At 46.3% G+C, this 24,748-nt stretch carries 18 protein-coding genes; 16 read left to right on the top strand and 2 right to left on the bottom strand.

Features of this window, described 5'->3' with window-relative positions:
- The first annotated feature begins 5 nt into the window (after window positions 1–5).
- The 9 genes from D829_RS0119440 (at window position 6) to D829_RS0119400 (ending at window position 11,149) form a co-directional block, all read left to right on the top strand.
- A complete protein-coding gene (locus D829_RS0119440) occupies window positions 6–1,307 on the top strand; it encodes a cation:dicarboxylase symporter family transporter (protein WP_017690594.1) in 1,302 nt (433 codons plus the stop codon).
- Window positions 1,261–2,151: a GNAT family N-acetyltransferase gene (locus tag D829_RS0119435; protein WP_081595048.1), complete on the top strand. Its 891-nt coding sequence runs from the start codon at window positions 1,261–1,263 to the stop codon at window positions 2,149–2,151. The genes D829_RS0119440 and D829_RS0119435 overlap by 47 nt, the downstream gene beginning before the upstream one ends.
- Before the next feature lie 16 nt (window positions 2,152–2,167).
- Window positions 2,168–4,627 (top strand): beta-ketoacyl-[acyl-carrier-protein] synthase family protein, encoded by a 2,460-nt coding sequence (locus tag D829_RS0119430; protein WP_017690592.1) that lies wholly within the window; start codon window positions 2,168–2,170, stop codon window positions 4,625–4,627.
- 39 nt (window positions 4,628–4,666) lie between these two features.
- Window positions 4,667–4,972: a phosphopantetheine-binding protein gene (locus D829_RS0119425; RefSeq protein ID WP_017690591.1), complete on the top strand. Its 306-nt coding sequence runs from the start codon at window positions 4,667–4,669 to the stop codon at window positions 4,970–4,972.
- Complete coding sequence (locus D829_RS0119420; protein ID WP_017690590.1) at window positions 4,969–5,712, top strand: SDR family oxidoreductase; 744 nt, start codon at window positions 4,969–4,971, stop codon at window positions 5,710–5,712. Before D829_RS0119425 ends, D829_RS0119420 begins: the two co-directional genes overlap by 4 nt.
- Window positions 5,713–5,749: 37 nt before the next feature.
- Window positions 5,750–6,481: an SDR family oxidoreductase gene (locus tag D829_RS0119415; RefSeq protein ID WP_017690589.1), complete on the top strand. Its 732-nt coding sequence runs from the start codon at window positions 5,750–5,752 to the stop codon at window positions 6,479–6,481.
- Window positions 6,482–6,529: 48 nt separating this feature from the next.
- Window positions 6,530–6,745, top strand: a complete 216-nt coding sequence (locus tag D829_RS0119410) for a hypothetical protein (protein ID WP_017690588.1) — start codon at window positions 6,530–6,532, stop codon at window positions 6,743–6,745.
- Between the two features lie 2 nt (window positions 6,746–6,747).
- Window positions 6,748–7,707, top strand: coding sequence for an ABC transporter substrate-binding protein (locus D829_RS32575; RefSeq protein ID WP_017690587.1), 960 nt, complete (start codon window positions 6,748–6,750; stop codon window positions 7,705–7,707).
- Between the two features lie 88 nt (window positions 7,708–7,795).
- Window positions 7,796–11,149 carry an ATP-binding protein gene (locus D829_RS0119400; RefSeq protein ID WP_017690586.1) on the top strand — a complete coding sequence of 1,118 codons (3,354 nt, stop codon included), beginning with the start codon at window positions 7,796–7,798 and terminating at the stop codon, window positions 11,147–11,149.
- Between the two features lie 131 nt (window positions 11,150–11,280).
- On the opposite strand, the gene D829_RS0119395 is transcribed toward D829_RS0119400, so the two are convergent.
- Together D829_RS0119395 and D829_RS34380 are read right to left on the bottom strand one after the other, a co-directional pair.
- Entirely contained in the window at window positions 11,281–12,270 is a 990-nt protein-coding gene (locus D829_RS0119395) for a DUF4003 family protein (RefSeq protein WP_017690585.1), read from the bottom strand.
- Window positions 12,271–12,342: 72 nt separating this feature from the next.
- Complete coding sequence (locus D829_RS34380; RefSeq protein ID WP_017690584.1) at window positions 12,343–12,708, bottom strand: DUF6713 family protein; 366 nt, start codon at window positions 12,706–12,708, stop codon at window positions 12,343–12,345.
- A gap of 168 nt (window positions 12,709–12,876) precedes the next feature.
- Between D829_RS34380 and D829_RS0119385 the strand changes: the two genes are divergently transcribed.
- The 7 genes from D829_RS0119385 to D829_RS0119355 all read left to right on the top strand — a co-directional run bounded on the left by D829_RS0119385 (window position 12,877) and on the right by D829_RS0119355 (window position 24,719).
- Window positions 12,877–14,850: a serine hydrolase domain-containing protein gene (locus D829_RS0119385; RefSeq protein WP_017690583.1), complete on the top strand. Its 1,974-nt coding sequence runs from the start codon at window positions 12,877–12,879 to the stop codon at window positions 14,848–14,850.
- Window positions 14,851–14,904: 54 nt separating this feature from the next.
- Entirely contained in the window at window positions 14,905–15,579 is a 675-nt protein-coding gene (locus D829_RS0119380; RefSeq protein ID WP_017690582.1) for a response regulator transcription factor, read from the top strand.
- The gene (locus tag D829_RS0119375; RefSeq protein WP_017690581.1) at window positions 15,576–16,928 is read left to right on the top strand and encodes an ATP-binding protein; all 1,353 of its coding nucleotides are present in this window, start codon (window positions 15,576–15,578) and stop codon (window positions 16,926–16,928) included. The genes D829_RS0119380 and D829_RS0119375 overlap by 4 nt, the downstream gene beginning before the upstream one ends.
- 305 nt (window positions 16,929–17,233) lie before the next feature.
- Window positions 17,234–20,689, top strand: a complete 3,456-nt coding sequence (locus D829_RS31545; RefSeq protein WP_017690580.1) for an S-layer homology domain-containing protein — start codon at window positions 17,234–17,236, stop codon at window positions 20,687–20,689.
- Between the two features lie 193 nt (window positions 20,690–20,882).
- On the top strand, window positions 20,883–22,262 hold the full coding sequence (locus tag D829_RS0119365) for an amino acid permease (protein ID WP_017690579.1): 1,380 nt from the start codon (window positions 20,883–20,885) through the stop codon (window positions 22,260–22,262).
- Window positions 22,263–22,564: 302 nt separating this feature from the next.
- Window positions 22,565–23,467, top strand: coding sequence for an SDR family oxidoreductase (locus tag D829_RS0119360; RefSeq protein WP_017690578.1), 903 nt, complete (start codon window positions 22,565–22,567; stop codon window positions 23,465–23,467).
- Window positions 23,468–23,723: 256 nt separating this feature from the next.
- Window positions 23,724–24,719: a hypothetical protein gene (locus tag D829_RS0119355; protein ID WP_017690577.1), complete on the top strand. Its 996-nt coding sequence runs from the start codon at window positions 23,724–23,726 to the stop codon at window positions 24,717–24,719.
- The last annotated feature ends 29 nt before the right edge of the window (window positions 24,720–24,748 follow it).

Raw genomic sequence — 24,748 nt, 5'->3', positions numbered from 1 at the left:
CCTGCGTGTCAAGGAAGACAGCTTTCTCATTGAAGTGGATCAAATCGTTCTGGATGATTGTACTCGGTATGGTATCCGGAATTGCGGCAGGTATATATGTACCGGAATTAGCTCATGCGATATCACGGTTTGGAGATCTGTACTTGTCCTTTCTGAAGATGTGTGTCATTCCCATTATGATGACCGCCATTATCTCCAGTATTGGCAGTCTGTTTATCCAGAGCGGAGCGATGAAGATGATCGTTCGTATGGGCATGGTATATACCTTGGCGTTGATATTCTGCGGTCTGCTAGGTCTCGGTCTTGGTGGAATCGGCCGTCCAGGCGCAGGGTTGGCAGAAGAATCCAAGCATGTACTTGGGGCGATTGTCTACGATCTGAGCGCCGATACTCGTTCCTTGTCCGATGAGAATCCACAGGGGGTATTTACGTTTTTGCTTAACATGATTCCATCCAATATATTCACAGCGCTGACGGAAAATAATACGCTGCAAATCTTGTTTTTTTCCGTGATCGTTGGGGTGGCAGTCGGCATGATGCGGACACCGCAGGGAGATGATGTGCTGAAGATTGCTGATGTATTGTTTGGAGCGTTTCAAAAGGTGATCTCCTGGTCCATGTACGCATTGCCTTTTGCACTCTTCTGTATGATGGCAGGGCAGTTCGCGACACTAAATTTGGATATTTTACCCGCCATGATGAAGTTGATCATGATGTTTTACATTTCCAGCGTGATTCTGATTGTGCTATCTATTGTGATCATGGCTGTAACATTGCGGAAGCCTGTCCGGGTCATCCTGTCTGCATTGAAGGATGCGTTAATTCTGGCATTCGGTACACGGAATAGTATCGCCACCGTTCCGACCTGTATGGAGGCACTGAGTATGAAGCTTCAGCAAGATCCGCGTATCGTTCAATTGGTCGTACCCCTGGGCATGATCATGTGCCGTTACAGTATGGTGCTTGTGTATACGCTTGGCATCACCTTTACCGTGCAATTGTATGATTTTGACTTTACGTTGTCGCAGTGGATCGTGGTGCTTGCAGGGGCTGTGGTGATATCCATTGCTGGTGCAGGCTCCCCGGGTGTTGTCTCTATTGGCATGATCGCGGTTATTGCGGAGATGCTCGCTCTGCCTTCCGAGGTCACCATCATTCTGCTTTTGGCTATGAATCCAGTTATTGATCCTATCATTACGGCTGCGAATGTATCCATACAATGTCTAACCACTTCACTATTGTCAGCCAGAAAGGAACATTATGATCACTATCAAACGGTTAACGCTCCAGGACAGGATGAAGTATAAATCGTTCATGTTTCAGTGGTTATACAAACAGGTGGAGCTGAGCTTGAATGACCCAATGGAATCTGAACGGTTCATGTTAATCGGAGCAGAATCGCAAGGTGTCCCCGTGGGCCTGCTTGTGCTTGAGCAGCGGGGTGGATACGGGCATGCAGTCTTACAGTGTATCTTCGTATCGAAGCCATGGCGCAGGCAAAAAATCGCTACATCGTTGCTCCGGGATGCACGAAGCTTGTGTGTGGAGAAACAACTGGCTACGATTTCCCTGAGCTATTACTCCGACAAGTCTTCAACCGATACGATCGAAGCATTATTGCATAAGGAAGGTTGGACACAGCCGCAATGTGAATCTGTCGTTTTCCATATTCATCTTGGAAGCGGGATTGCTCAGGCGGCTTGGCTAAGGGAACGCGCTATACCCCAGGGGCTGGAGTTATTTCTCTGGGCAGATCGGGAGGAGGGGCAACTTAGACAATCCATTGAAGCAGGAGAGCTTGATTTCCCTTCATTTCTGTCTCCGTTCAAAACCTTTGCTTCCCTGGAACCGAGCAACAGCTTCGGTATTCAATCCACCCAAGGAATTCAGGGATGGTCGATGACGTATCGACTGGACGAAGACACGATTTTGTATGATGCACTATATATTGCGCCGGAGTATCAACAGTTCGGTCTGGCTTTTCAGATGCTGGGCAGATCCATCCGCGTTCAAACGGAGGCAGGTATCCCTCAAGCGATGTTCACGGTTAACCAGAGTACACCGGTCATGATGAAGCTTGCCCGGCAGTGGCTTGCACCGTATTCATGGAAGAAGAGTGAGAAACGAAGCTGTTACAGCCGATTGCAATAAGGAGAGGAGGACGAATATGAGAGACAGAGAGAACACCAACACGAAGGATCGTATCGTGATTACAGGAATGGGCGTATTATGCGCACTCGGCGATCATCCGCAGATGGTATATGAGCGTATGTTGGCTGCTGAGACCGGAATTCGGGAAGTAACCCGCTTCGACACGGATAAGTTACAGAGTTCACTTGCAGGTCAGTTGGAGGATTCCATCCGTGAAGGAGTACTTGCAGGCACAGCGGAGCTATCCATGGACTTATGTGCACGGTATGCCATCGCTGCTGCGAGGAAAGCGTTAATCGATAGTGGCCTTTCAATAGCACATGCGGATAACATGACGCATCACGACAGGACAAAAGGAACAGGCGGAAAGCCATCCGTTCTTCCTGCGCGGATCGGACTTACGCTGGGTACGTGTAACGGTGGAGTTCTATCTTTGGAAGAACAGTGGAACCTGTCTGAGTTGGACGTCGATCATACGTCCCGGTATCCATTTTATCAGCAGGGCGATGATGCAGCGCGAGTTCTGGGTGTGGCAGGTCCGGTCACAACGTTAAATACGGCATGTGCTGCGAGTGGCAATGCCATAGGCTATGCAAGTGATCTCATTCGCTGGGGGTATGCCGATGTAATGCTCGCTGGTGGATCTGACCCATTGTCGCATAGTGTATATGCCGGATTTAATGTACTCCGTGCACTTAATTCCCGTCCCTCTTCACCCTTCAGCACCCAATACGGATTGAATCTGGGAGAAGGTGCAGCCTTTGTTGTATTGGAGAGACTGGACGCCGCACTTGAACGTGGTGCTACGATCTATGCTGAATTATGTGCCTATGGATTGAGCAACGATGCCCATCATATGACGGCTTCTCACCCGGAAGGTGCAGGCATACAACGTGCAGTGGAGATGGCGATCAGCCTTGCCGGATTATCCAAAACGGATATTGAATACGTAAACGCACACGGGACTGGAACACAGGCGAATGATCGTGCTGAAATTAGTGGTCTGCAGGGTAGTTTCGGGCCTAATCTGTCGATTCCTATCAGCTCAAGCAAAGCCTATTTTGGTCATACATTAGGTACTTCGGCTGCATTGGAGCTGGTTACCTCGCTCTACGCTATCAGGCAAGGATACGTTCCCGCTACGCTTCATTTTGAGGAGCCCCGTGAAGGCTGCGAGGAAGTGGATATCATTAAACATTCGATGCGTCCGATGCGTCCGGCATATATGATCTGCAACAATTCGGGGTTCGGAGGACACAATGTTTCGCTTGTGCTGCGTACAAATGGAATCGAAGAAGAGTGGTATTCGAGCGTGCAGAATGCTGAACGTGAGAATTCACTTGCAGAGCATCCGGGCGAGGCAGTCCCCAGACGACGTGTTGTCATTACTGGAGTGGGTGCCGTCAGCAAAGGGGATATCCGTAAGGGGAATGTACTCGGGGCTTTCGGTAAGGACACCGAACAGGTAACGGAAACAGCCTTCTTCTCCTTAAAAGATTACGATAAGAGCAAATATGAGCGCAGAATGAACCAGCTCACACAGAATACGATTGGTGCAGTTCTTGCAGCGATGGAGGATGCAGCGCTGGGCGAGTCTCAGCGGGAACATACGGGTTTTATCTACGGTACGGCACGAGGAAGCACGAGCAGTATTTCGAACTTTCTGGAATCTGTATTTGTCAAAGGCCCGGAGTATGCAAGTACGATCTATTTCCCGCATACGGTCATTAATTCCATTGCTGGTCAGACGGCTGAGAAATTGCAATTTAAGGGATTCAATAGCTCCTTCAGCACAGGAGGCAATGAGGGATTGACTGCCGCATTGTATGCAACGGGCAAGATCCGAGAGGGAGCCCTGACGTCTTGTCTGATTGGTGCTGGAGATGAACGATCCCAGCTTGCGGAGGATATCGACCGGGCCAAAGGATTGCAGGACAGCCGTTACGAGATGACGGAAGGCAGTGTCTGTATGGTTCTCAGTGACCTGGAAGAAGCTGATCAGACGCGATCCGGGATCTATGCGGAATTGAGTGGACTCGGTGTTGCTTCTGGCGCAGCACAGGACGCTTCGAGACAGAGCGAGGCGTTGATCCGGGCAGTTACCGATGCACTCCATGAAGCTGAAACCAGCATGGGGCAAATGGATCTGATTTTGCTCAACTCAGTAGGACGTCCTGGTGAACTGGAGATGGAGCAGGTCGCTGTATCCTCGATCGGGGAAGCTGTGGCCGTACCATCCGTGCCGATCATTAACCTTAATGCATGGGCTGGCTATGGAGAATCGTACAGTTCGATGTTACATCTCGCGGCGGCTGCAGAGCTTGTAAGCCCGGGAGCCATGCACGAACTTGCCAAAGGTACCTACGCCCATCTGGGCCTGCCTGAGTGCTCTTCTGCATACCGCCATATTTTGACCATCAGTTCTACCGTTAATGGCAGTTATTCTGCGGCAATCGTCAGTAGCGTCGCTGAGTGAACCGTGTTAATTGAAAAAAATTATAGGAGGCTTACACATATGACAGTGAATTACGAGGTAGAGATGGATGAGATCAAACAGACAATCAAACAAACGTTGTTAATTGATCGGCTCAAACTGGAGGACATCACCGCAGAGGAAATTACGGATGACATGATTTTATTCGGTGAAGAACTGGGACTCGATTCTGTGGAGGCGTTCGAGGTTATGGTTGGTATGGAAGAAGTGTACGGCGTGATGGTGGAGGACCTTCCCGCAACAGAGCTACAGATTCATCTGAGAAATGTGCAGTCCATTGCGGAACTGATTATGGCCAGAAAGACCAAAGGGACGCGAGGCCAATGACCTTTCGTGATCACGTCGTTGTGGTTACAGGGGTATCACGGGGCATAGGGCGGGCCATAGCGCTGAGATTCATTGCAGAGGGAGCCATTGTGGCAGGCATCTATGTCAAGGATGACGCCGCGGCGGACCGGCTAACAGAAGCGGTGAGTGCAGCAGGCGGACGGATGCGGTTGTTCAAGGGCTCTGTTGCGGACCATGCTTTTGTAGCGGATGTGATGAAAGAGGTATTTAATACATTTGGCCGTGTGGATGTCCTGATCAATAATGCCGGAAGAGCGAGCGACCAGATGGCACTGCGGATGGAAGAGCAACAGTGGAATGAGGTGCTGGACACCAATTATGTTGGTGCCTGTTATTGCTCACAGGAAGCGGTCAGCTACATGGTTCTTCAGGACAGTGGAAGCATTATCAACCTGGTGTCGGTGAGCGGTATATATGGGCGGGAAGGTCAAAGCAATTATGCAGCTTCCAAAGGGGCTTTGATAGGGCTGACGAAGTTATATGCCCGCCTGTATGCATCAAACAACATTCAGGTCAGTGCCATCGCACCAGGTATGATTGATACCGAGATGACGGGGGAGGTGCCGGAAGAGAAACTGAATGATTTTCTGCGCCACACCCTGATCGGAAGGCAAGGATATGCGGAAGAGGTAGCTGAGGCGGTAATATACCTCGCAGGATCTGCGGCACGTTATCATACCGGACAGACATTAAAACTGGATGGCGGCTTTTTGCGTTAAGGGCAAACTTGAATTGGAATCAGAGGGAGGGAAGCTAATGAAAACGGCGTATGTGCATCATGCAGAGAGTACAGCTATGCAGATGATGGTTGTATATTTGTTACATCGTGGCTTGCAGATTACAGCAAGCTTCGCTACATCAGAACAAGCAGAGCAGTTTCATTCCGATCTGTCTGTGCACGACCAGAAGAACTGCCGGATTATCGTTGCGCCGGACCTGGGAATGAAGGGAATTGAATCCGTACTGTCAGCATCTGCCGAGCATATGCAGGGGCTCGACTTCTATATTCATGGCAGTAGCTGGGTGGATGAACTGTCTGAGCTCCAAAGTGATCCGGCGGCTTTTGCTCTAACCAGCCATCGTCAGTTAAGTGAACTCTTTCTATATACCCGTGCAGCAGGTAATTTTATGGCGCGTAAACAGAGTGGACAGATGATCGTACCCATACTGGCAGATATGATGCACTATAGTGGATTTCCTTCTTCTCCGGTGTATAACCAGGGTGCCCAGGCATATGTCAAAAGCTTCGCCAAAGAGATGACGCCTTTTCGAGTCTCGGTCAATACGTTAACGTTTGGTTACTACCGTATGGAGAACCACATAAATGCCGGACGAAGTCGCAGGAAGATCTATGATATGTTCACCTTAAAACCTTCTGTGCCTGAATTGGAAGAGCTTGTACAAGGTCTAGGCCTGTTGCTTGATTATGGTCAGGGCATGAGTGGTCAAAATATAACGTGGGGTTACGGTATTCCGTCTGTTCTCTGATATGATCTGAGACAATACGGCTTCAGTAATCTTCGAAAGAGGCAGAAGATGGGATATCAACAGAATGGAAACGATGCGGAGCAGGAGAACCGCCAGTCCGATGAACTGCTGGAAGAAGAACTGGAAGAGGTTGTCGGTGGGCTGGCAACTGTTTCAATTGCGCGTTGCAAAGTCTGCCACATTCGAATTGCGGTGTACGAGATGAGCGTATGTGCAGCTTGTTTTCGCAAAACGCAGCTTCCACTTGCAGGAGAAGGGGGCTAACCATGATCAGAAGTTACGGCCGGCTGTGCATCTTGCTGTTGTTCATGTTAACCATAGGACTTATCCTCTCATCCTGTACAAGCGTATCCCGAGACGCTGTATCAACCATAGCAAGTCCGCAGACTGAAACGGCTCAGTCTCGGGCAGCAGAAACGGACATCACAGCAGCTAAGGCAGCTAAGGGAAGGGAGCCAAGAGTTTATACTGCGGAAGAATTGGAAGGATATCCGGAGGATATTCGGGATATTTTGAGCAGCGGCAAGCTGCGGATTGGATTGAAGGTGGAGGACAGCTATCCGTTCTTTTACACCGATGAAGAAGGGTTACTGCGCGGGAGCGATGTTGAGCTTGCCAACGACATCGCTCTTAAACTCGGGGTGAAACCGGAATATATCCGAACAGCCACTTCTTTTGATGAGGTGATTGATCAAGTGTCTTCCGGGGAGGTAGACGTCGGTATTTCCAAATTGAGTATCACTCTGGAGCGGGCGAAGCGAGTGCTGTTCTCGGATGCCTATCTGCATTTCAAACAAGCACTGCTCATTAACCGTCTTCAACTTGCGGAACTCGGACAAAAAGGCGAATATCCGGATGTGCTAACGCTGCTTCAGCAACGTGGAACACAGATCGGCATTGTGCAAGGCACGTCTTACGTAGGCTTTACACACGAGCTTTTTCCTACGCAAGAACAGACTGCCTACAAGAATACTTCCGAATTATTTGATCATGTGCGGCAAGGCGAAGTGATCGCTGCTGTCTATGATGCTTTTGAAATCTCACGTTATTTGAATCAGAATCCTGCCTACTCCCTTGACCTTCAATATGTGCAGCTGGAGGATCAGGATGACGATATTGCCATCGCCGTTGATCCGCGCCGCATGCATCTCCACCAGTGGATTAACACGTATCTTCACATGCAGGAAAAGAACATTCAGCGCTGGCTTGAAAACTATGGCATCTGAACAATAGGGTTGTGCTATGATACATGCATGAACCCGATGGTTCGGTTTTTTATTCAGTTAAAAGAGGGGACACATTGGTGGGAATCTCATGAATAAACGTACTTCTTTCCTGTATTACATCATCCCTGTTATGTTATTTTTTCTGATTTTCACGGTACTGATCTTGTTCGAATTACCTTCTAATCAGATGAATGCTGAAGTTCAGGATGGGCGTTTAACGATTACCAATGAAGCTCTGTCCTCTGGAGAAGGAAGTCGGTTAGATGGCGAGTGGGCATTCTATTGGAAACAATTGCTGGAGCCCAAGGATTTTGCCAGTGAACGAACGGGTCCGGTAAGTTACGTTAATGTTCCAGAATCTTGGGGGAATTATGAAATCAGTGGGCATAAGCTGGATAATACGGGATTCGCCACGTATCGTCTGGTGGTGGATTTACCAGAGCAAGATATAGAGCTGGGGTTACTAACCTCAGGGATAACTTCCGCACACCGATTGTGGATTAATGGCAAACTTGTATCGGAAAGTGGGATTGTGGGACGAACGTTAAAGGAATCTTCTTCATATAAGGTGCCTGCTCTGATCCGAATGGAGGCAGGGCAGACCCAAGCTGATATTATCATTCAAGTTTCGAACTATACACATCGAAAAGCGGGTCTGTTTAGCTCTCTAACGATCGGTGAATATAATCAACTGAATCAATCCATGAAATACAAACTGGTATCCGAGAGTATGATTATGGGCTGCATGTTGATTATGGGGCTTTATCATATCCTGTTGTATACACTGCTGCGCAAAAATCGGGAGTCTCTGTATTTTGGTCTGATCTGTATTCTGCTGGCCATGAAGAACAGCTCTGATTCCCAGTACATTTTATCAGAGCTTATTCCGGGCATGAGTGGTGATACATTCCTTAAAATTGAGTATTTAGGCTTCTTGGGCAGCTCTCCACTTGCGCTACTTTTTTGTTACTCCATTTTCCCCAACGAGATGTCCAAACGATTACGTGATATATTTTGGATTCCAGGGTTGCTGTTCACTTTATTTATCCTGTTCACACCTACTCAGGTATACACGAAGTTTGCGTTGTTCATGCAGGCATACGCGATTCTGATCGGGATTGTGATCATTCAAAATGTGGTCCGAGCTGCTATGAAAAATGTTGCTGGTGCGCGTTGGATGTTGGCAGGTACCGTCGTATTCTTCATTACTGTAGTGAATGATATCTTAATGAATAACGGTATGATTCGAACAGGAATCTACTTCTCGTACGGTCTTCTCTTTCTCATTCTCTGTCTGTCGATTGTTGTATCAACCCGATTTTCCAATGCCATGAAAACCAATGAACGCTTGTCTTCGCGTCTGCTTGATTTGGATCGGGTTAAAGATGAGTTTCTCGCTAATACCTCTCATGAGCTTCGTACACCGCTCAACGGAATTATCGGGCTTACGCAGTCGTTGCTATACAGCATGAATGACCGATTGGAAGATAGCCAGCGAATGCACCTGAACATGATCGTTTCAAGTGGCCAGCGTATGTCTTTTCTGATTAACGATATTCTGGATTATGCACTTCTTAAGAATAACGATATGCGTCTGCATCGAACCAAAATAAATCTGCACCAATTGGTCCAGGTAGTCCTTACCGTGGTTAAGCCGCTCATTACAGGCAGGGATCTCATATTATACAATCGAATTGATCCTCATTTTCCACCGATTGAAGCAGATGAGAATCGAATGCAGCAAATTTTATTTAATCTGATCGGCAATGCGATCAAGTACACGCCATCAGGTCATATTGTGATTCGTGCACAGGTTGTGCAGGGTGATGTGGAAATTCAGGTAGAGGATACGGGGATTGGCATACCGGAGGATAAATTTGCAATTATTTTCAATCCATTCGAGAAGCTTGAATCCATTGATAACACGGGTACCGGACTTGGACTAAAAATCACCAAGCAACTTGTCGAGCTGCATGGAGGAGAGATTAAGGTACAGTCAAAAGTGAATCAGGGCTCCCTTTTCTCGTTCACGATCGGGCAGCATAAGAAGAAGAATGCTTCATCTGCGCTACCGGATAAGCAAAACAATGAATTTATTCAGAACGGTGTAAACAACTTTAGTTCTGTTACAGAAGTTAAGATAGCCGGTTCACATCATCTTAATGTCGAAGTCAGTTCCGAGAAAGAATCAGAGTTACAACCTTATCACGTGTTGATTGTGGATGATGAACCCGTTAACCTGCAAGTGGTGATTCAGCAGCTTGCACCACTGGCATGTGTGTTTGAAATTGCGAACAGTGGTACTGAAGCACTCGCGCGTTTGAATGAATTGCAGGATATCGATCTGGTGATCACGGATATGATGATGGTCGGCATGTCGGGATATGAACTATGCGGATTGATCAGGGAGCGTTACAGCCTGATTGAGTTACCTATTCTGATTATGACAGCGAGCAATCGAGATGACACGATTACAGCTTGTTTTGCTGCTGGAGCCAATGATTATATTTCAAAACCGATTGGACGCAATGAACTCATAAGCCGTGTACGTACACTGTTGTTATTAAAAAGGTCTGCTCAAGAGTTAAGTCTGAATGCACAGCAACTTGCAGAGCTGAATCAGCAGTTATCCGAGTTGAATATCAACCTGGAGCATCGTATTCAGGATCGTACGGTAGAGCTGGAGCACAAAAATAAGGATCTGGGCCGTCTGGAATTGTCACGCAGACGATTGCTGAGCGATATATCACATGAACTCCGCACACCGATGACAGCGATTCAGGGTTATGTGGAGGCGATTGTATCCGGGTTGGTGGATAACGAAGAGGACCAAAAAGTATATCTGCAAATGGTCTTAGTGAAGGCTCTGGGGTTAAATCGTCTGATTCACGACCTATTCGAGCTGTCCCGTCTGGAATCTGGCAAGTCTGAAATGATCTTAATCATGATGAGCTTACAGGAATTAATAGATACCATTCAGGACAAATTCAGGTTGGACATCGCACGTGCTGACATGAGCTACGAGTTTCAGATGAACATTACGACTGCTCAGCGAAGTGATTATCAAGTCGTGATTGATATGGATCGGATTACTCAGGTGTTGACCAATCTGGTGTTTAACGCGATTCAGCATACAGGTGCAGGTGGGATGATTCGTCTTCATTGTTCCATTGAGGAATGGGAAAATGACGGTGATTCTCCAGGACGACTTACCATCCGTGTGGAGGACAATGGAGCGGGTATTATGGAAGAGTCGCTGCCATTTGTATTTGACCGCTTTTTCCGTGAGAAACATGATCGGCATGTGGTTCAGGGCAGTGGTATTGGACTTGCGATTGCGAAGGAAATTATTCAGTATCATGATGGAAACATACACGTAGAAAGTGAAGTCGGAAAAGGGAGTTCTTTTTATTTCACGCTGCCTCTGTATGTTTTGGATTAGGGGAATGACAAGGATTTACAGTAATTAAGCCATTAATGAGTGGCGTTCAACAGGAAAAACGAGTACTCAGGGTTCACCCGGGTACTCGTTTTTTGTTTTGCACGGAGCATCTTAAGAGTCGAATTAATTTGCTAGTTTGATGATGAAGAAGCGGCAGCAGCCGATGCTGCGGCAGTTGCGGCCATGGCGGCCTGCTGGGCGATGATAATATTTGTGATACTGGTTGAGATTGCTGTCGTAAGCACACCGTTGCGCAGATCCTCTACATGTTGAATGGCTACCAGAGCAGACGAGAACAGGAGCAACTCCTGTTTGTCGATTGACCAGGCACCGAAGCCTTTTTGAGTCCGTAACCAGTCATTTGTTTCTGCGACTTCATCCACTAATGACTCTCTGTTTGAAGGCAGTAGAGAAAGTATCCCGAGAGAGGGTAACGTATACGTTTTATCCATTCGGAGATTCCTTTTGCGAAAAGCTTCATTTAAGGCAATCACACGAGCACCTGCATCCGGGGGATCATCTCCAAGAACCAGGACCTGTGTTAACGCCTGCACACTGTTTCTGGAAGAGAACTCTGGTTTTAATTCCCCATAGAGTTGTTCCATACGTGCCACACCAGTATCCACCTCGAGATCGGAAAGGGCTAACATGGCAGCGAAAATGTAGTCATCCTGTCCAGTGAGGAAACGATGCACTGCTTTCATGCCATCATAAAATGATTTGGCTCGCTCCACCGTAGGTTGAAACTGGTCAGGTAATGTCTGAGTAGCGATCTGATAGGCGGCAATAACCAGATAATCGGAGTTGCGAAATTTGATCTCTTTCATCAAGTCATAGACATGCAAGGTGTCTGCCAGCTTCGTCTCTGCATCCGTTGTAAGGGAGAGCATGGCAGCAACGCTAATGGCCGAATTACCTCTGAATGCAGAGAAGAGTTTTGTGTTTTGCTTAATCAACTCATGGCTTTGACGAATAGCTTCTCCATCCGCTGTTTTATTCTCCGCTGCATAGAGCAGGGCAACCAGACGTTGCATCATCGCATGTTGCCATTTGAACGACTTCTTGATGATCGGGGTATTGGAAACAAATAATTCAACTCGTTCTGCATGATGCTGCTGCATAGGCACACCTCCATATTCACTGTTATTCAACAATACCCTTCCAGCTTCCTTCATTCCGTCGGTGTAAACAGATTAGATGATTAGGAATATCAAATGAATTAAAGCGATTATTCCCATAGGGTAGATCAATGATCTGGAGAACCCGTTTTTAAATTCATTTCGAGGATGTTTTTCGAAAAAGAAGTGTAATACGGTATGTATGATGAAAAAGATATCCAACACCCAAAATGTAATGGTCTGATATGAGCTAAAAAGAAGAGAGAGGATGATGGTATACATTGGCAGGTGAATCCAAGTGAAATACCTATAGGCTTTATCATCTTCCATATCTTTTAACACCATAAACAATTTCCACTCGGACCGCCTGATGGCATCCATTTCGTGAAGCAGAAAGAGAGACAGGTTAAACAAAAATAAAACCAGTAAAAAGTCAGGCATGCAAAGTCTCCTTTTCCTATTCAATCTGCTCCTATCTTACTAAAGGTAATTTAATTTGGCAAAATATGAAAAAAAGGTTCACGCTCCGTTCATACGTGCTTGATATGCTCTCGAAAGAAAGCGTAAGGAACAGGTATCAAAAAATATGCGGAGTGGTGGGGGCAATTCATGTCATCGTTGATAAGAAAGATTTTTGGGAAAATGATTTTACTGGTGTTATTGTTAGGCATGATATTAGGGGCAACTGGATTAGGGACCATGCCACTATCGGCAGCAGTATCCAATCCGGGATTAAATTCGGGTAAATTGGAGCAAGGAGTCGTCGCTAATCTGGAGGATACTGATCAGTTAACGGCATTCATGGATGGGATGATGGATGTGCAAATGCGATCTTTACAGATTCCAGGCGCAGTCATTTCGATTGTGAAGGATGGGAAGATCCTGCTCTCCAAAGGGTACGGACATTCGAACATCGAAGAAAATAAACTCGTTGATCCCCAAACCAGCTTATTTCGAATTGCTTCAACAACAAAGCTGTTCACATGGACGGCCGTGATGCAATTGGTTGAGGCGGGCAAGCTTGATCTCGATACAGACATCAACATCTATCTAAAAACGGTGAAAATACCGAAAACCTATGAGGAACCGATTACGTTGCGCCATCTCATGACCCATACCGCTGGGTTCGAGGAAGGCGGTGTAGGTTACCAGATCACTACCGATCCGGGGAAACTGCCCGTCTCTATTGCCGAAACGATGGCGAAACATATGCCTGCACGGGTTAAGCCTCCAGGCGAGATGCTATCGTATTCCAATTACGGTGCCTCACTCGCGGGACTTATCGTCGAAGAGGTCAGCGGTGTTGCCTATAATGACTATATACAGAAAAATATATTTGATCCGCTGGGCATGAATTATGCTACGGTAGAGGAGCCTGTTCCAGCGTCTCTTGAACCTTATGCCGCCCTTGGATACGCTCGAGCTAACGGCGAGTTTGTAACCAAACGGCCAACGTATGAGGGCGGATTCCGTCCTGCGGGATCAGGGAGCGTGTCGGCGAACGATATGGCTCATTTCATGATTGCCCATCTTCAAGACGGGCGATATGAAGATAAACAAATGCTCAAGCCGGAAACAGCCAAGCTCATGCATTCTCCGGCATTCCAGTTTGATGAACGTTTACCCGCCATGGATCTGGGCTTTTACGAGTTGAATATGAATGGACTGCGTGTGATCTCTCATGGAGGGGCCGATGAGCTGTTTAATACAGCCCTTTATCTTGTACCGGACAAAAAAGTGGGCATCTTTGTTTCCTATAGTGGAGGGGAAGGCGGAACGGCAGCAGAAGGGTTGGCGCAAGCCTTTTTTGACCGATACTATCCTGTACATGCAACTGAGCAGCCTAATGAAGGTTCTATCGAATTAGGAGAGTCCCTGGAAAAATATGCAGGCTCTTATCAATTTACCCGTCGTAATCACACAAAAATTGATAAGTTTTTCAGTTTTCTGACTCAAATCAATATTGAGGTTTCGGATAACCGACTGTTTATTGGAAGTGGTGCAGATAAGCAAGTATATACTCCGATTGGCGTGAATTTATTCCAGGAGGTCGGAGGAAAACATCAGATGGGGTTCCGCACCAATGCAGAGGGCAAGGTCACGTATCTATTTCTGGATATGTTAAACCCAATGCCGCTGGAACCTGCACCGTTAATGAACCAATCGAAGTTCTGGCTCCTGTTGCTCGGCATTTCGGTTGTTCTGTTCATCACCGTATTGCATGGATTTGTTTATCGCAGACGCGAAATCAAAGTGATGCCAAAAGCGCAGAAATGGGCAGTCCGGCTGTCGGCCGTTACGTCCGTGTGGGCATTGGTAACCTTGGGTGCAACGCTTCTGGTGATGAACATGAATCTGATTGATCGGCTTAGCCATATTTCATTATCTTTACGTCTCTACCTGATCATGCCCGTGATCTTTGTAGGATTGACTGTGGCCCTATTCATGATGAGCTTGCTGGCATGGAAAAACCAATATTGGACGTTACTGAAGCGTGTGCACTATACGTTTGTAACGGTAGCAGCAGTGATCTTGAGTTTATTTTTCTATCATTGGAACCTGCTGGGCTGGCATTTTGGTTGAAGGCCTCCTCCCAAGTGGAAGAAACAAGATAGATATCGGAGGCATGCATTTGATATGACCAAAATCCTAGTTGTGGATGACGATGTGCATATTCGTGAGCTGATTACCTTGTTTTTGCGTAATGAAGGATTCGAGATTGTGGTAGCTAAAGATGGTGCAGAAGCATTGGATATTGTGGAGAAATCCCCAATCGATCTGGTTATCCTTGATATTATGATGCCACGATTGGATGGTTGGGAACTATGCCGGGAGATCCGGCGCATGGATCTAAATATGCCGCTCTTGATGGTCACGGTGAAAGGGGAATCGGCTCAGAAAGTGAAGGGATTCCAGCTGGGAACAGACGATTATCTGACGAAGCCCTTTGATCCACTAGAGCTTGTGATGCGAGTAAAAGCTTTGCTGAAACGTTACCTGATTGTCTCCTCCCAGACCATTCAACTAGGGGGCATTGTGCTGAATCGACGCAGCTTTCAAGTGATTCGTGGAGAGGAAACAATCAATTTGCCTTTAAAAGAGTTTGAGTTGCTGTTCATGCTGGCAAACCAGCCTGGGCAGATTTTTACCCGGGAACAATTAATCATCAAGATCTGGGGAAGTGACTATGAAGGGGATGACCGGACAGTTGATGTTCACATTAAGCGACTACGTGAAAAATTCGCTGGGGATGCACACCATTTTCAGATTGAAACGGCTCGTAGTCTGGGCTACCGGTTAGTCATCACATGATCAAAACCTTATATGTTCGTATTATTTGCACGTTTCTGGTCGTCATTGTTTTCAGCTTGCTGACCTCTTTCTTCATGGGGATCTTCCTTTTCAAAAAAGAAGTAAATCATATCGGTCAGAATGACATGATTTCTGTAGGGGAGGAACTGATCCATCTATATGAGCAAACGCAACCTGAGGACAGGGATGCTTTCATCAAAAGTATGGTGAAAGTGTCCACCTATCCCATTCATCTATATGACGTTTCGGGTAACGTAACCTATTATGACCTAGACCATACAGAGACCGTTGAAATCGCACCAGAAGTGGTTCAAATGGTGTTGCAGGGTCAGATCTATCGCTCTCCCGGAGAAGTGGAGCAGACGTTCATAGGTCTCCCTTTTCCATACAAAGGGGAACCACAAGCCATGTTTATGCAGTATTCTCCGCAGAATGAAAATATCATTAATCGGATGGTTTTGCTGGTATTATTGCTTGCACTGTTGATCGGAAGTTTGTGTATCCTTATTGCTGCAAGGTATTTGGTCAAACCGATCCAGGTGTTGACGCGGGCAACCAAACGACTGGCGAAGGGTGATTTTAATGTGGAAATCCAAACAAAGCGCGTGGACGAAATGGGAGCATTGACGCAGAGTTTCAATGAAATGGCGAGTGAGCTTAAACAACTGGAACAGATGAGACAGGATTTTGTTTCCAATGTATCTCACGAGATTCAAACGCCGCTGACCTCTATTTCCGGTTTTGCCATGGCGTTGAAAAACAGCAGCCTGGTTGCGGAGGCCGATCGTAACTATTACCTCGATATCATTATTACGGAGAGTGGACGACTATCCAGACTAAGTGATAATCTGCTGGAGCTTGCGTCTCTGGATTCCGATCATCATCCGTTCGAGACAACCACCTATAATCTTGATGAGCAAATCAGGCAAGTGGTGGTGACTTGCGAGCCTCAATGGTCAGCCAAAGGCATTCCAATTCACTTAGAATTGGCGGACGGTATCAAAATCAGGGCAGATCAGGATCAGCTTAACCAAGTGTGGATGAATTTACTAGGCAACAGCATTAAGTTTACTCCCGTGGGTGGGCGTATCGAAATACGCACGAGCCAGTCGGTAGATGGAATCTTTTTCACGATAACCGATTCGGGCATTGGAATAGCGCCAGAGCAACTGGATTATGTTTTCGAGCGGTTTTATAAAACAGACCTGTCACGCGATCGTAGCATCAGTGGTAACGGTCTGGGCCTCGCCATCGTCAAAAAAATCGTGATGCTTCATCACGGAACTGTTGAAATGAGAAGCCAGGTGGGCGTGGGGACAACGGTGATGGTTCATTTGCCTTCCGGATGATTACAGAAATCAATTTGGGGCTGCCAAAGATATTTTTCTGGTAGCTCTTTTTTTATGGGTTTTCAGATCACTATTCCAGTGGCGATAAATGGAGGATATAAAATAGTTTAAAAATAAATATTTTATTGTTTAATGCACTAAAGGATTTCGCAGAAAAATGTCGAATAATGTCTATCGATAAGGCATATTCAGTTGATGGGGGTCGATATGAAGCAGCAATGGTTTGGACGGTATCTCATTTCATAACGAGGAAGGAACTGATGACTATCAACAGTTCAGTTAACATGTACAAGAGAGTCTTAATCATGCTTCTATGCTTTATCTTGGTTTTAGCCAATGGATTCTTCGGGAGTCGGTGGGCTGGAGTAGCAGCGGCATTAGCATCCCCAACAACAGTAACGTTTTCTACAAATGATGAGGCTGCATGGGATGATGGTGTCGCCGAAGATGGCACTGGGTCTTCCGAAGATATTCCTGATAAGGTTTTTCAATTTTATAGGATCAGTGACACCAACGGTACGATGTTTCCCGGGACATTGTTCTTTTCTGTAGGCAGTGACGAATTCAGATATCTCACCATGTACGGTGATCCTTGGAAAGGAATGGGGATAAAGAAGGATGATGGTTCCGCTTTTCAGATTAATAGCTTCGTTTATTCTAACTATGGAGAGACTTCTCCAATAAACATCACGGTAGATGGATATCGTAACGGAATAAAAGTGGCATCATCTGTATTCCAAACCGAGCTAATCAATTTTTACGAAACAAAACATGTCTCATTAAACGAGGACTTTGATAATGTGGACAAGGTTCTTCTATATTCAACTAACGATAGTTGGCATGGTATTAATAACATTGTACTTGATGATGCTGTCCTTTCTGCAGTAGCACCAACGATCAACTCACAGCCAGCGAATGAGACGGCCAATGAGGGAGCGAGCAGTCCAACACTGAGCTTAGGTGCTACGGTCAGTGACGGGGGAACGCTGAGCTACCAGTGGTACAGCAACGTAACCAATAGTACAACGGACGGCACGCCAATCAATGCGGCAACGGGCTCAACGTATGATGCGCCAACGACGAGTACAGGCACGACCTACTATTATGTAATCGTGACGAACACCAACAATGGCGTAAATGGGACCAAGACGGCAACAACAACAAGCAATGCGGCACAAGTAACGGTGAATGCGCTGGTTCATGCAGCAGCACCAACGATCAACACACAGCCAGCAGATGAGACAGCCAATGAGGGAGCGAACAGTCCAACGCTGAGCGTAGGCGCTATAGTCAGTGACGGAGGCACGTTGAGCTACCAGTGGTACAGCAACACGACCAACAACAATACAGGCGGTACGCTGATCAATGGGGCAACGAATCCAACGTATGCCGCGCCAACGACAAGTGTGGGAACGACCTACTATTATGTGATCGTGACTAACACCAACAATGGTGTAAATGGAACCAAAACCGCAATAACGACAAGCAATGTTGCTGTAGTTGCGATTCAACCAGCACTAACGTATATCATTGAGAATATTGCGGATCAAACCCCAGCAGCACTGATTCAGGGCTATGTCTCGGGTAGTCAAGAAACATTAACCATTACCGTGAAAAATATCGGTACGGGTACATTGACTAACTTCGAGGTAACATCTGGTGGGACGAATGGAACGGATTTCGAAGTAACACAACCTACAGTGTCGACCCTTAACCATGGGGCTGAAACCAGCTTCACAGTGAAGGTCAAGGATAGTTTGCCTGCGGGTACCTACTCTGGAACGGTTCTTATATCTGCGGAAAATATGCTGGACCAGACATTCCAAGTTGTTCAAGCGATCAACTTGCCAAATGCACCTGCCAATCCTCAGGATCTGGTAGTGACCCCTGGAGATCGTCAGGCTCAGCTGAATTGGAGTAACGTGCCGGGAGCGACATATTACGAAGTTTATTCATCAACAGTATCCGGTCAATTTAGCAGTAACGCCATCACCACCGTGACGGATGGGAATTATCGTGTGGAAAATCTGATTAATGGAACGACTTATTTCTTTATGGTGAAAGCAGGCGGATTGGGTGGCTTGAGTGCGGATTCCAATGTGGTAAGTGCAACTCCATTAACAGTTCCGGGAGCACCATCATCCGTGATAGCAGTCGCTGGTAACGGACAGGCTGCCCTTAGCTTTAATCCTCCAGCAGACAATGGAGGAAGTGCCGTAACGGCATATGAGGTGAATGTTCTACCAGACAATAGAGTCGTGACTGGAACACGTAGCCCAATAATCATCACGGGATTAACCAACGGAACGAGCTATACGTTTACAGTGAAGGCAAAGAACAAAGCAGGAGTTAGTGAGTCTTCGTTACTATCCAATGCAATCATTCCGTTGGTACCAACAGGTAATGGCGGCAATACCGGTGGCGGAGGAGGAAGTACTGGCGGTATTGGAGGCAATATGACTCCAAGCCAGCCACCTACATCAGGAACTCAAGTTCCGAACCCAGGAAATTCAGGGGTGGATGTAATGGTCAACGGGAAAGTGGAAAACATCGGATCAGCAACTTCAAGTGAGCGAAATAGTCAAAGTGTAACCACAATAACGGTAGATTCCGTGAAACTGGATGAAAAGCTCTCGGCTGAAGGAAATGGGGCTACGGTCACCATTCTGCTAAATACACAATCTGATGTTGTCATTGGGGAACTTAATGGTCAGATGATCAAGAACATGGAGGAAAAAAACGCAACTCTGAAAATTCAAACGCCTTCTGCGACCTACACATTACCTTCTCAGCAAATCAATATCCAAGCGCTGTCCAATCAACTGGGGCAGTCAATTAATCTCAAAGATATTCAGATTCAGATTGAGATTTCGACTCCTGGAGCAGAGATGCTGCGGGTAATAACAGATGCGATTGAAAAAAACAGATTTACGCTTGTTGCCCCAACATATAATTTTGAAGTACGCGGCATTTACGGTAATCAGACGATTAACATTTCTAATTTCAACGCGTATGTTGAACGAACGATTGCGATTCCTGAGGGAGTAGATCCTAACCGAATCACGACAGGTATAGTCATCGACACGGATGGATCAGTTCGTCACGTACCGACTCAAGTCGTTGTTAATGATGCCAAATATTATGCCAAGGTGAACAGTCTGACCAATAGTACTTATTCTATTATATGGAATCCAATTGAGTTTCAGGATGTTCAGAACCATTGGGCTAAGGCCCAGGTAAACGATATGGGTTCACGTATGGTCATGGATGGAACGGGAAAAGGTATGTTCACTCCTGATCGAGATATTACGCGAGCAGAATTCGCCACGATATTGGTACGCGGTTTGGGACTGAAACTGGATACATCCAATAATGTTTTCTCGGATGTATCCACCGATGTTTGGTACAGTAGGGCGATCAATACGGCATATGAATACCAATTGCTAGATGGCTTCAAAGATGGAACTTTCCGTCCTGATGACAAAATTACACGGGAGCAAGCCATGAACATTATGGCAAGAGCCATGGCAATTACGGGGCTAAAAGCAAAGCTTCCTGTTCCATCTGGATCAGCTGGTCTTCAGATGTATACAGATGCAGCAGACTCATCAGTGTGGGCATACAGTGGTATGGCTGAAAGTGTACAAGCCGAAATTTTCTCAGGGAGAAGTGATGGGAAACTTGCGCCTAAGGCATATATTACAAGGGCTGAAGTGGCTGCAATCGTCTCGCGGCTTCTCCAAAAATCAGGATTGATCTGATTGTAATAAACTTTAAGGGGTTATCCTAATCATGTCCAATAAGGGCGTGAGGAGGAGGCCCTTTTTTGCCATACAAGAGTCGTCTCCACCCAACTTCCTCACATTCCTTGTTGTATTTCTGCGGCACATCTCGTACAATTTGGTGAAGTAATTCTGCATTGCGTTAATGTGAATGTGAAAAGGGGAGAATCGTTTGGAGTCAAAGCAACTATCTAGAGGGCTAAAGCCCCGCCATGTAGAGCTGATTGCACTCGGAGGTACAATCGGCGTTGGTTTGTTCATGGGATCGGCAAGTACGATCAAATGGGCAGGTCCATCCGTGCTGCTGGCTTATTTATTGGCTGGTATCGTTATCTTTTTTGTCATGCGCATTATGGGGGAAATGTTGATTCAGGAGCCGGTCACGGGTTCGTTTGCAACATTTGCTCACAAATATATTAGTCCGCTTGCCGGATTTCTGACCGCCTGGAGCTATTGGTTCCTGTGGGTTACGGTTGGTATGGCGGAAGTTACGGCGATTGGCATCTATGTCGGGTATTGGTTCCCGGATATTCCACAGTGGCTGCCTGCACTTGCTGGGGTGCTGATCATTGCAGCAGCGAATCTGGCGGCGGTGAAGTTCTATGGGGAATTTGAATTCTGGTTTGCGATGATCAAGGTGACGGCTATTGTGGCGATGATCGTGATCGGAACCGGGCTCATTTTCTTCGGCTGGGGGAATGGGGGTCAGGCCATCGGGCTGTCGAATCTGTTCAGCCATGGTGGCTTCTTCCCTGGGGGCATCAAAGGTTTCCTCTTCGCGCTGTGTATCGTAACGGCTGCGTATCAGGGAGTTGAAATGGTCGGTATTACAGCAGGCGAAGCGGAGAATCCGAAATACACCTTGCGTAAAGCTATCAAAAATATCGTGTGGCGTATTCTTATTTTCTACGTTGGTGCCATATTTGTTATCGTAACCCTGTACCCTTGGAACGAAGTGGGCGAGACGGGCAGCCCGTTTGTGCTCACCTTTGCCAAAGTTGGTATTGTTGCTGCAGCGGGGATCATTAACTTTGTGGTGCTCACGGCGGCCATGTCGGGATGTAACAGCGGGATCTACAGTGCAGGACGGATGTTATACACACTGGCTGAGAATGGGCAGGCACCTGCCTTTTTCAAAAAGCTGTCCAAAGGCGGGGTTCCCCGCAACAGTATCGTCATTACAATCTCCTTGCTGCTGATTGGGGTTGTGCTGAACTACCTGATGCCGAACTCCAAGCTGTTCCTGTACATCTACAGTGCAAGTGTTCTTCCGGGTATGGTTCCATGGTTCGCGCTGGCGTTCAGCCAGTTCCGATTCAGAAAGCGTTGGGGCAACGAGATGGCGGATCATAACTTCAAGTCCAAATGGTTCCCGATCAGCAATTACATCATTATTGTGTATCTGATCCTCGTCATTATCGGTATGGCGTTTAACCCGGATACGCGCTTGCCTCTGGTTGTTGGAGCTACGTTTATGGCCATCGTGGTGGCTGGATATTTCGCATTTGGCATTGGCAAAAGACAACGGATAGATGGCGGTGAAGATCGCTAGTCTAATATTCAAAAATCAACTTATATCGTAATATCATACATGCATTCCTTGAAACAATTGGAGAACCTGAGGGTGATTCAGCGTCATTCAGGGAGTGCATTTTTTTATCCGCAAAATGGCATGGATTTAGAGGAGATTCAATGTTGGGCGGTTGTCAGGGAATCTGGTTAGCTTAGTTTAAATAACGCCCAACTCGGTTACAAAGGAAAGAGTGCAACTTTTACGCAAATTAAATTCACAACAAATAAAAAAATACGTTTATACGATGGGTATCGTGTAAATAACCAAGGAGGAAATTGAACATGGCTAATCAAGACCAGCACACCATGCAAGATCCAACGACCCAATATCCAAAGGCGACACCGGAGTGGAAACAGCAACAGGATGAGCCGGGACTTCAGCGTGAGATGACTCCTGTTCCTGATGCGGGTGAGAAAAGTTATAAAGGTAGTGGACGTTTAACAGGACGCAAAGCGGTTGTGACCGGAGCCGACAGCGGAATTGGCCGAGCGGCAGCGATTGCGTTTGCTCGTGAAGGCGCAGATGTCGTTCTGGCCTATCTGCCGGAAGAGGAAGCAGATGCGCAGGAAGTTGTGAAGCTGATTGAGGAAGCCGGTCGCAAAGCAATCACGATGCCAGGTGACCTGAAGGATGAGAAATACTGTGAGGAACTCATTGAATCTGCGGTAAAAGAGCTTGGTGGGATTGATATCCTCGCTAACGTGGCAGGTAAACAGCAGTTTGTAGAGCAGATTGCGGATCTGACCACCGAGCAGTTCGATGCAACGTTCAAAACAAATGTCTATTCCATGTTCTGGCTCTGCAAAGCAGCTGTGAAACATATGAAGCCGGGCAGCTCCATTATCAACACATCATCGATTCAGGCGTATAAACCTTCGCCAATCCTGCTGGATTATGCAACAACGAAGGCATCGATCAATACGTTTAGTAAAGCATTGGCCCAACAGGTGGGTAGCAAAGGGATTCGTGTCAACGTTGTTGCACCAGGCCCAGTATGGACACCGCTCCAGGTCGTAGGTGGACAACCGGTCGAGAAGCTGGCCGATTTTGGCTCCAACACACCGCTTGGTCGAGCAGGACAACCTGCCGAGATGGCTCCGGCATTTGTGTTCCTGGCAAGCCAGGAATCCAGCTATGTGAGCGGTGAGACATTGAATGCAAATGGCGGTACGGTTAGTCCGTAAAAAGTTTTAGGTAATCCGATCATTGTATAAGAGGATACGGTCTCCATATTGGGGGCGGCATCCTCTTTTTTGTCGTTAAGATGAGAGAAATAAAATATTTTTTTATATGAAAGCGTTCTTATATAAAACAGGAAAGGTACATGGTAATATATTCAAGAACATGATCTTCGCTCCCAGCTCTGAGAGTGCGTTGCTTATACAATGAATCTGTTCAGATCAATACACTATGCCTAGTAATCGAAGGAGGAATTCTGTAATGGCCAAGAATGTACTTAAACTAGGTGACCCTGTCATAAGCACGTACACATCATATGGGACATTAACATCCGTTATGCACGAAGATTTATGGCCATGGATTTTCAATAACTTTATACAAATCAGGTATGCACATGGATGGGGAATTTTTTCGTTTGATTCTCATCAGTTTCTGCTAAGTACCTGTCCGGGAATTTCCTTTTACAACCTGCCACAAGAAATTGTAATTAGCAAATGGGGAACATCACTTAAGCAAGTGATTACGGAAGCGATAGATATGGGGTATTATCTATATATTTATGCAGATAGATACTACATTGCGTGTACAGACTATTATCAGAAAGAACATCTCATGCATGAATTATTGGTGTACGGGTATGACCTGGATCAAAATTTGATATACATTGCTGACAATCTTGATGATGGTAAATTCATACAAAGCGTATGTAGTCTGGATGAACTTGAGAAAGGCTACTGGACCATGTCTAATGAGTACAGTTTTTGGACAGAAGTGAGATTTCTCAAGCCTATCCAGAATATCAATTATGCAATTCATGTGGAGCAGATTATAACGGCGATGGAAAACTATCTTAACTCAAGCGAGACATATGACTTAGTGAGAGATCAGAAATACGATTTTGGAATGCAAGCCATTCAACGCATCTTTACAGACATTGAGCAGGCAGCCCTAGTTGGAGAAGCATTGGATTCACGAGTCTTTCATCTTTTGTATGAACATAAGCTACTAATGGAGTTACGTTTATCTTATTTAATGGAGATATCAATCATTGAGCCAGATGCAACTTTTATGGAGTTAAGCACTGTTCTGAAACAGGACTACTTTAAATTGAGAAATATAGTTCTGAAGTACAATATAACGCGTGATACAAGTACACTAAATAAAATAAGTGAGAGATTGCAAGAGAATCTCATGAAAGAAAAAGCATTTATTTCTTCTTTTATTACCAGATTGCAACAGGTTAAATCAATGGCTTGAAGTCATCTAATAATAGACAAAAAATCCCC

The organism is Paenibacillus sp. PAMC 26794 (genome assembly GCF_000316035.1).
Taxonomy (GTDB): Bacteria; Bacillota; Bacilli; order Paenibacillales; family Paenibacillaceae; genus Paenibacillus.
The sequence above is the reverse complement of the archived record's forward strand: the minus strand, read 5'-3'. Positions and strand labels throughout refer to the sequence as shown.

Excerpts from the sequence above, each read along its gene's own strand:
- D829_RS0119435 (WP_081595048.1), top strand. The coding sequence starts at position 1,261 with ATGATCACTATCAAACGGTTAACGCTCCAGGACAGGATGAAGTATAAA.
- D829_RS0119430 (WP_017690592.1), top strand. The coding sequence starts at position 2,168 with ATGAGAGACAGAGAGAACACCAACACGAAGGATCGTATCGTGATTACA.
- D829_RS0119425 (WP_017690591.1), top strand. The coding sequence starts at position 4,667 with ATGACAGTGAATTACGAGGTAGAGATGGATGAGATCAAACAGACAATC.
- D829_RS0119420 (WP_017690590.1), top strand. The coding sequence starts at position 4,969 with ATGACCTTTCGTGATCACGTCGTTGTGGTTACAGGGGTATCACGGGGC.
- D829_RS0119415 (WP_017690589.1), top strand. The coding sequence starts at position 5,750 with ATGAAAACGGCGTATGTGCATCATGCAGAGAGTACAGCTATGCAGATG.
- D829_RS0119410 (WP_017690588.1), top strand. The coding sequence starts at position 6,530 with ATGGGATATCAACAGAATGGAAACGATGCGGAGCAGGAGAACCGCCAG.
- D829_RS32575 (WP_017690587.1), top strand. The coding sequence starts at position 6,748 with ATGATCAGAAGTTACGGCCGGCTGTGCATCTTGCTGTTGTTCATGTTA.
- D829_RS0119400 (WP_017690586.1), top strand. The coding sequence starts at position 7,796 with ATGAATAAACGTACTTCTTTCCTGTATTACATCATCCCTGTTATGTTA.
- D829_RS0119395 (WP_017690585.1), bottom strand. The coding sequence starts at position 12,270 with ATGCAGCAGCATCATGCAGAACGAGTTGAATTATTTGTTTCCAATACC.
- D829_RS34380 (WP_017690584.1), bottom strand. The coding sequence starts at position 12,708 with ATGCCTGACTTTTTACTGGTTTTATTTTTGTTTAACCTGTCTCTCTTT.
- D829_RS0119385 (WP_017690583.1), top strand. The coding sequence starts at position 12,877 with ATGTCATCGTTGATAAGAAAGATTTTTGGGAAAATGATTTTACTGGTG.
- D829_RS0119380 (WP_017690582.1), top strand. The coding sequence starts at position 14,905 with ATGACCAAAATCCTAGTTGTGGATGACGATGTGCATATTCGTGAGCTG.
- D829_RS0119375 (WP_017690581.1), top strand. The coding sequence starts at position 15,576 with ATGATCAAAACCTTATATGTTCGTATTATTTGCACGTTTCTGGTCGTC.
- D829_RS31545 (WP_017690580.1), top strand. The coding sequence starts at position 17,234 with ATGCTTCTATGCTTTATCTTGGTTTTAGCCAATGGATTCTTCGGGAGT.
- D829_RS0119360 (WP_017690578.1), top strand. The coding sequence starts at position 22,565 with ATGGCTAATCAAGACCAGCACACCATGCAAGATCCAACGACCCAATAT.
- D829_RS0119355 (WP_017690577.1), top strand. The coding sequence starts at position 23,724 with ATGGCCAAGAATGTACTTAAACTAGGTGACCCTGTCATAAGCACGTAC.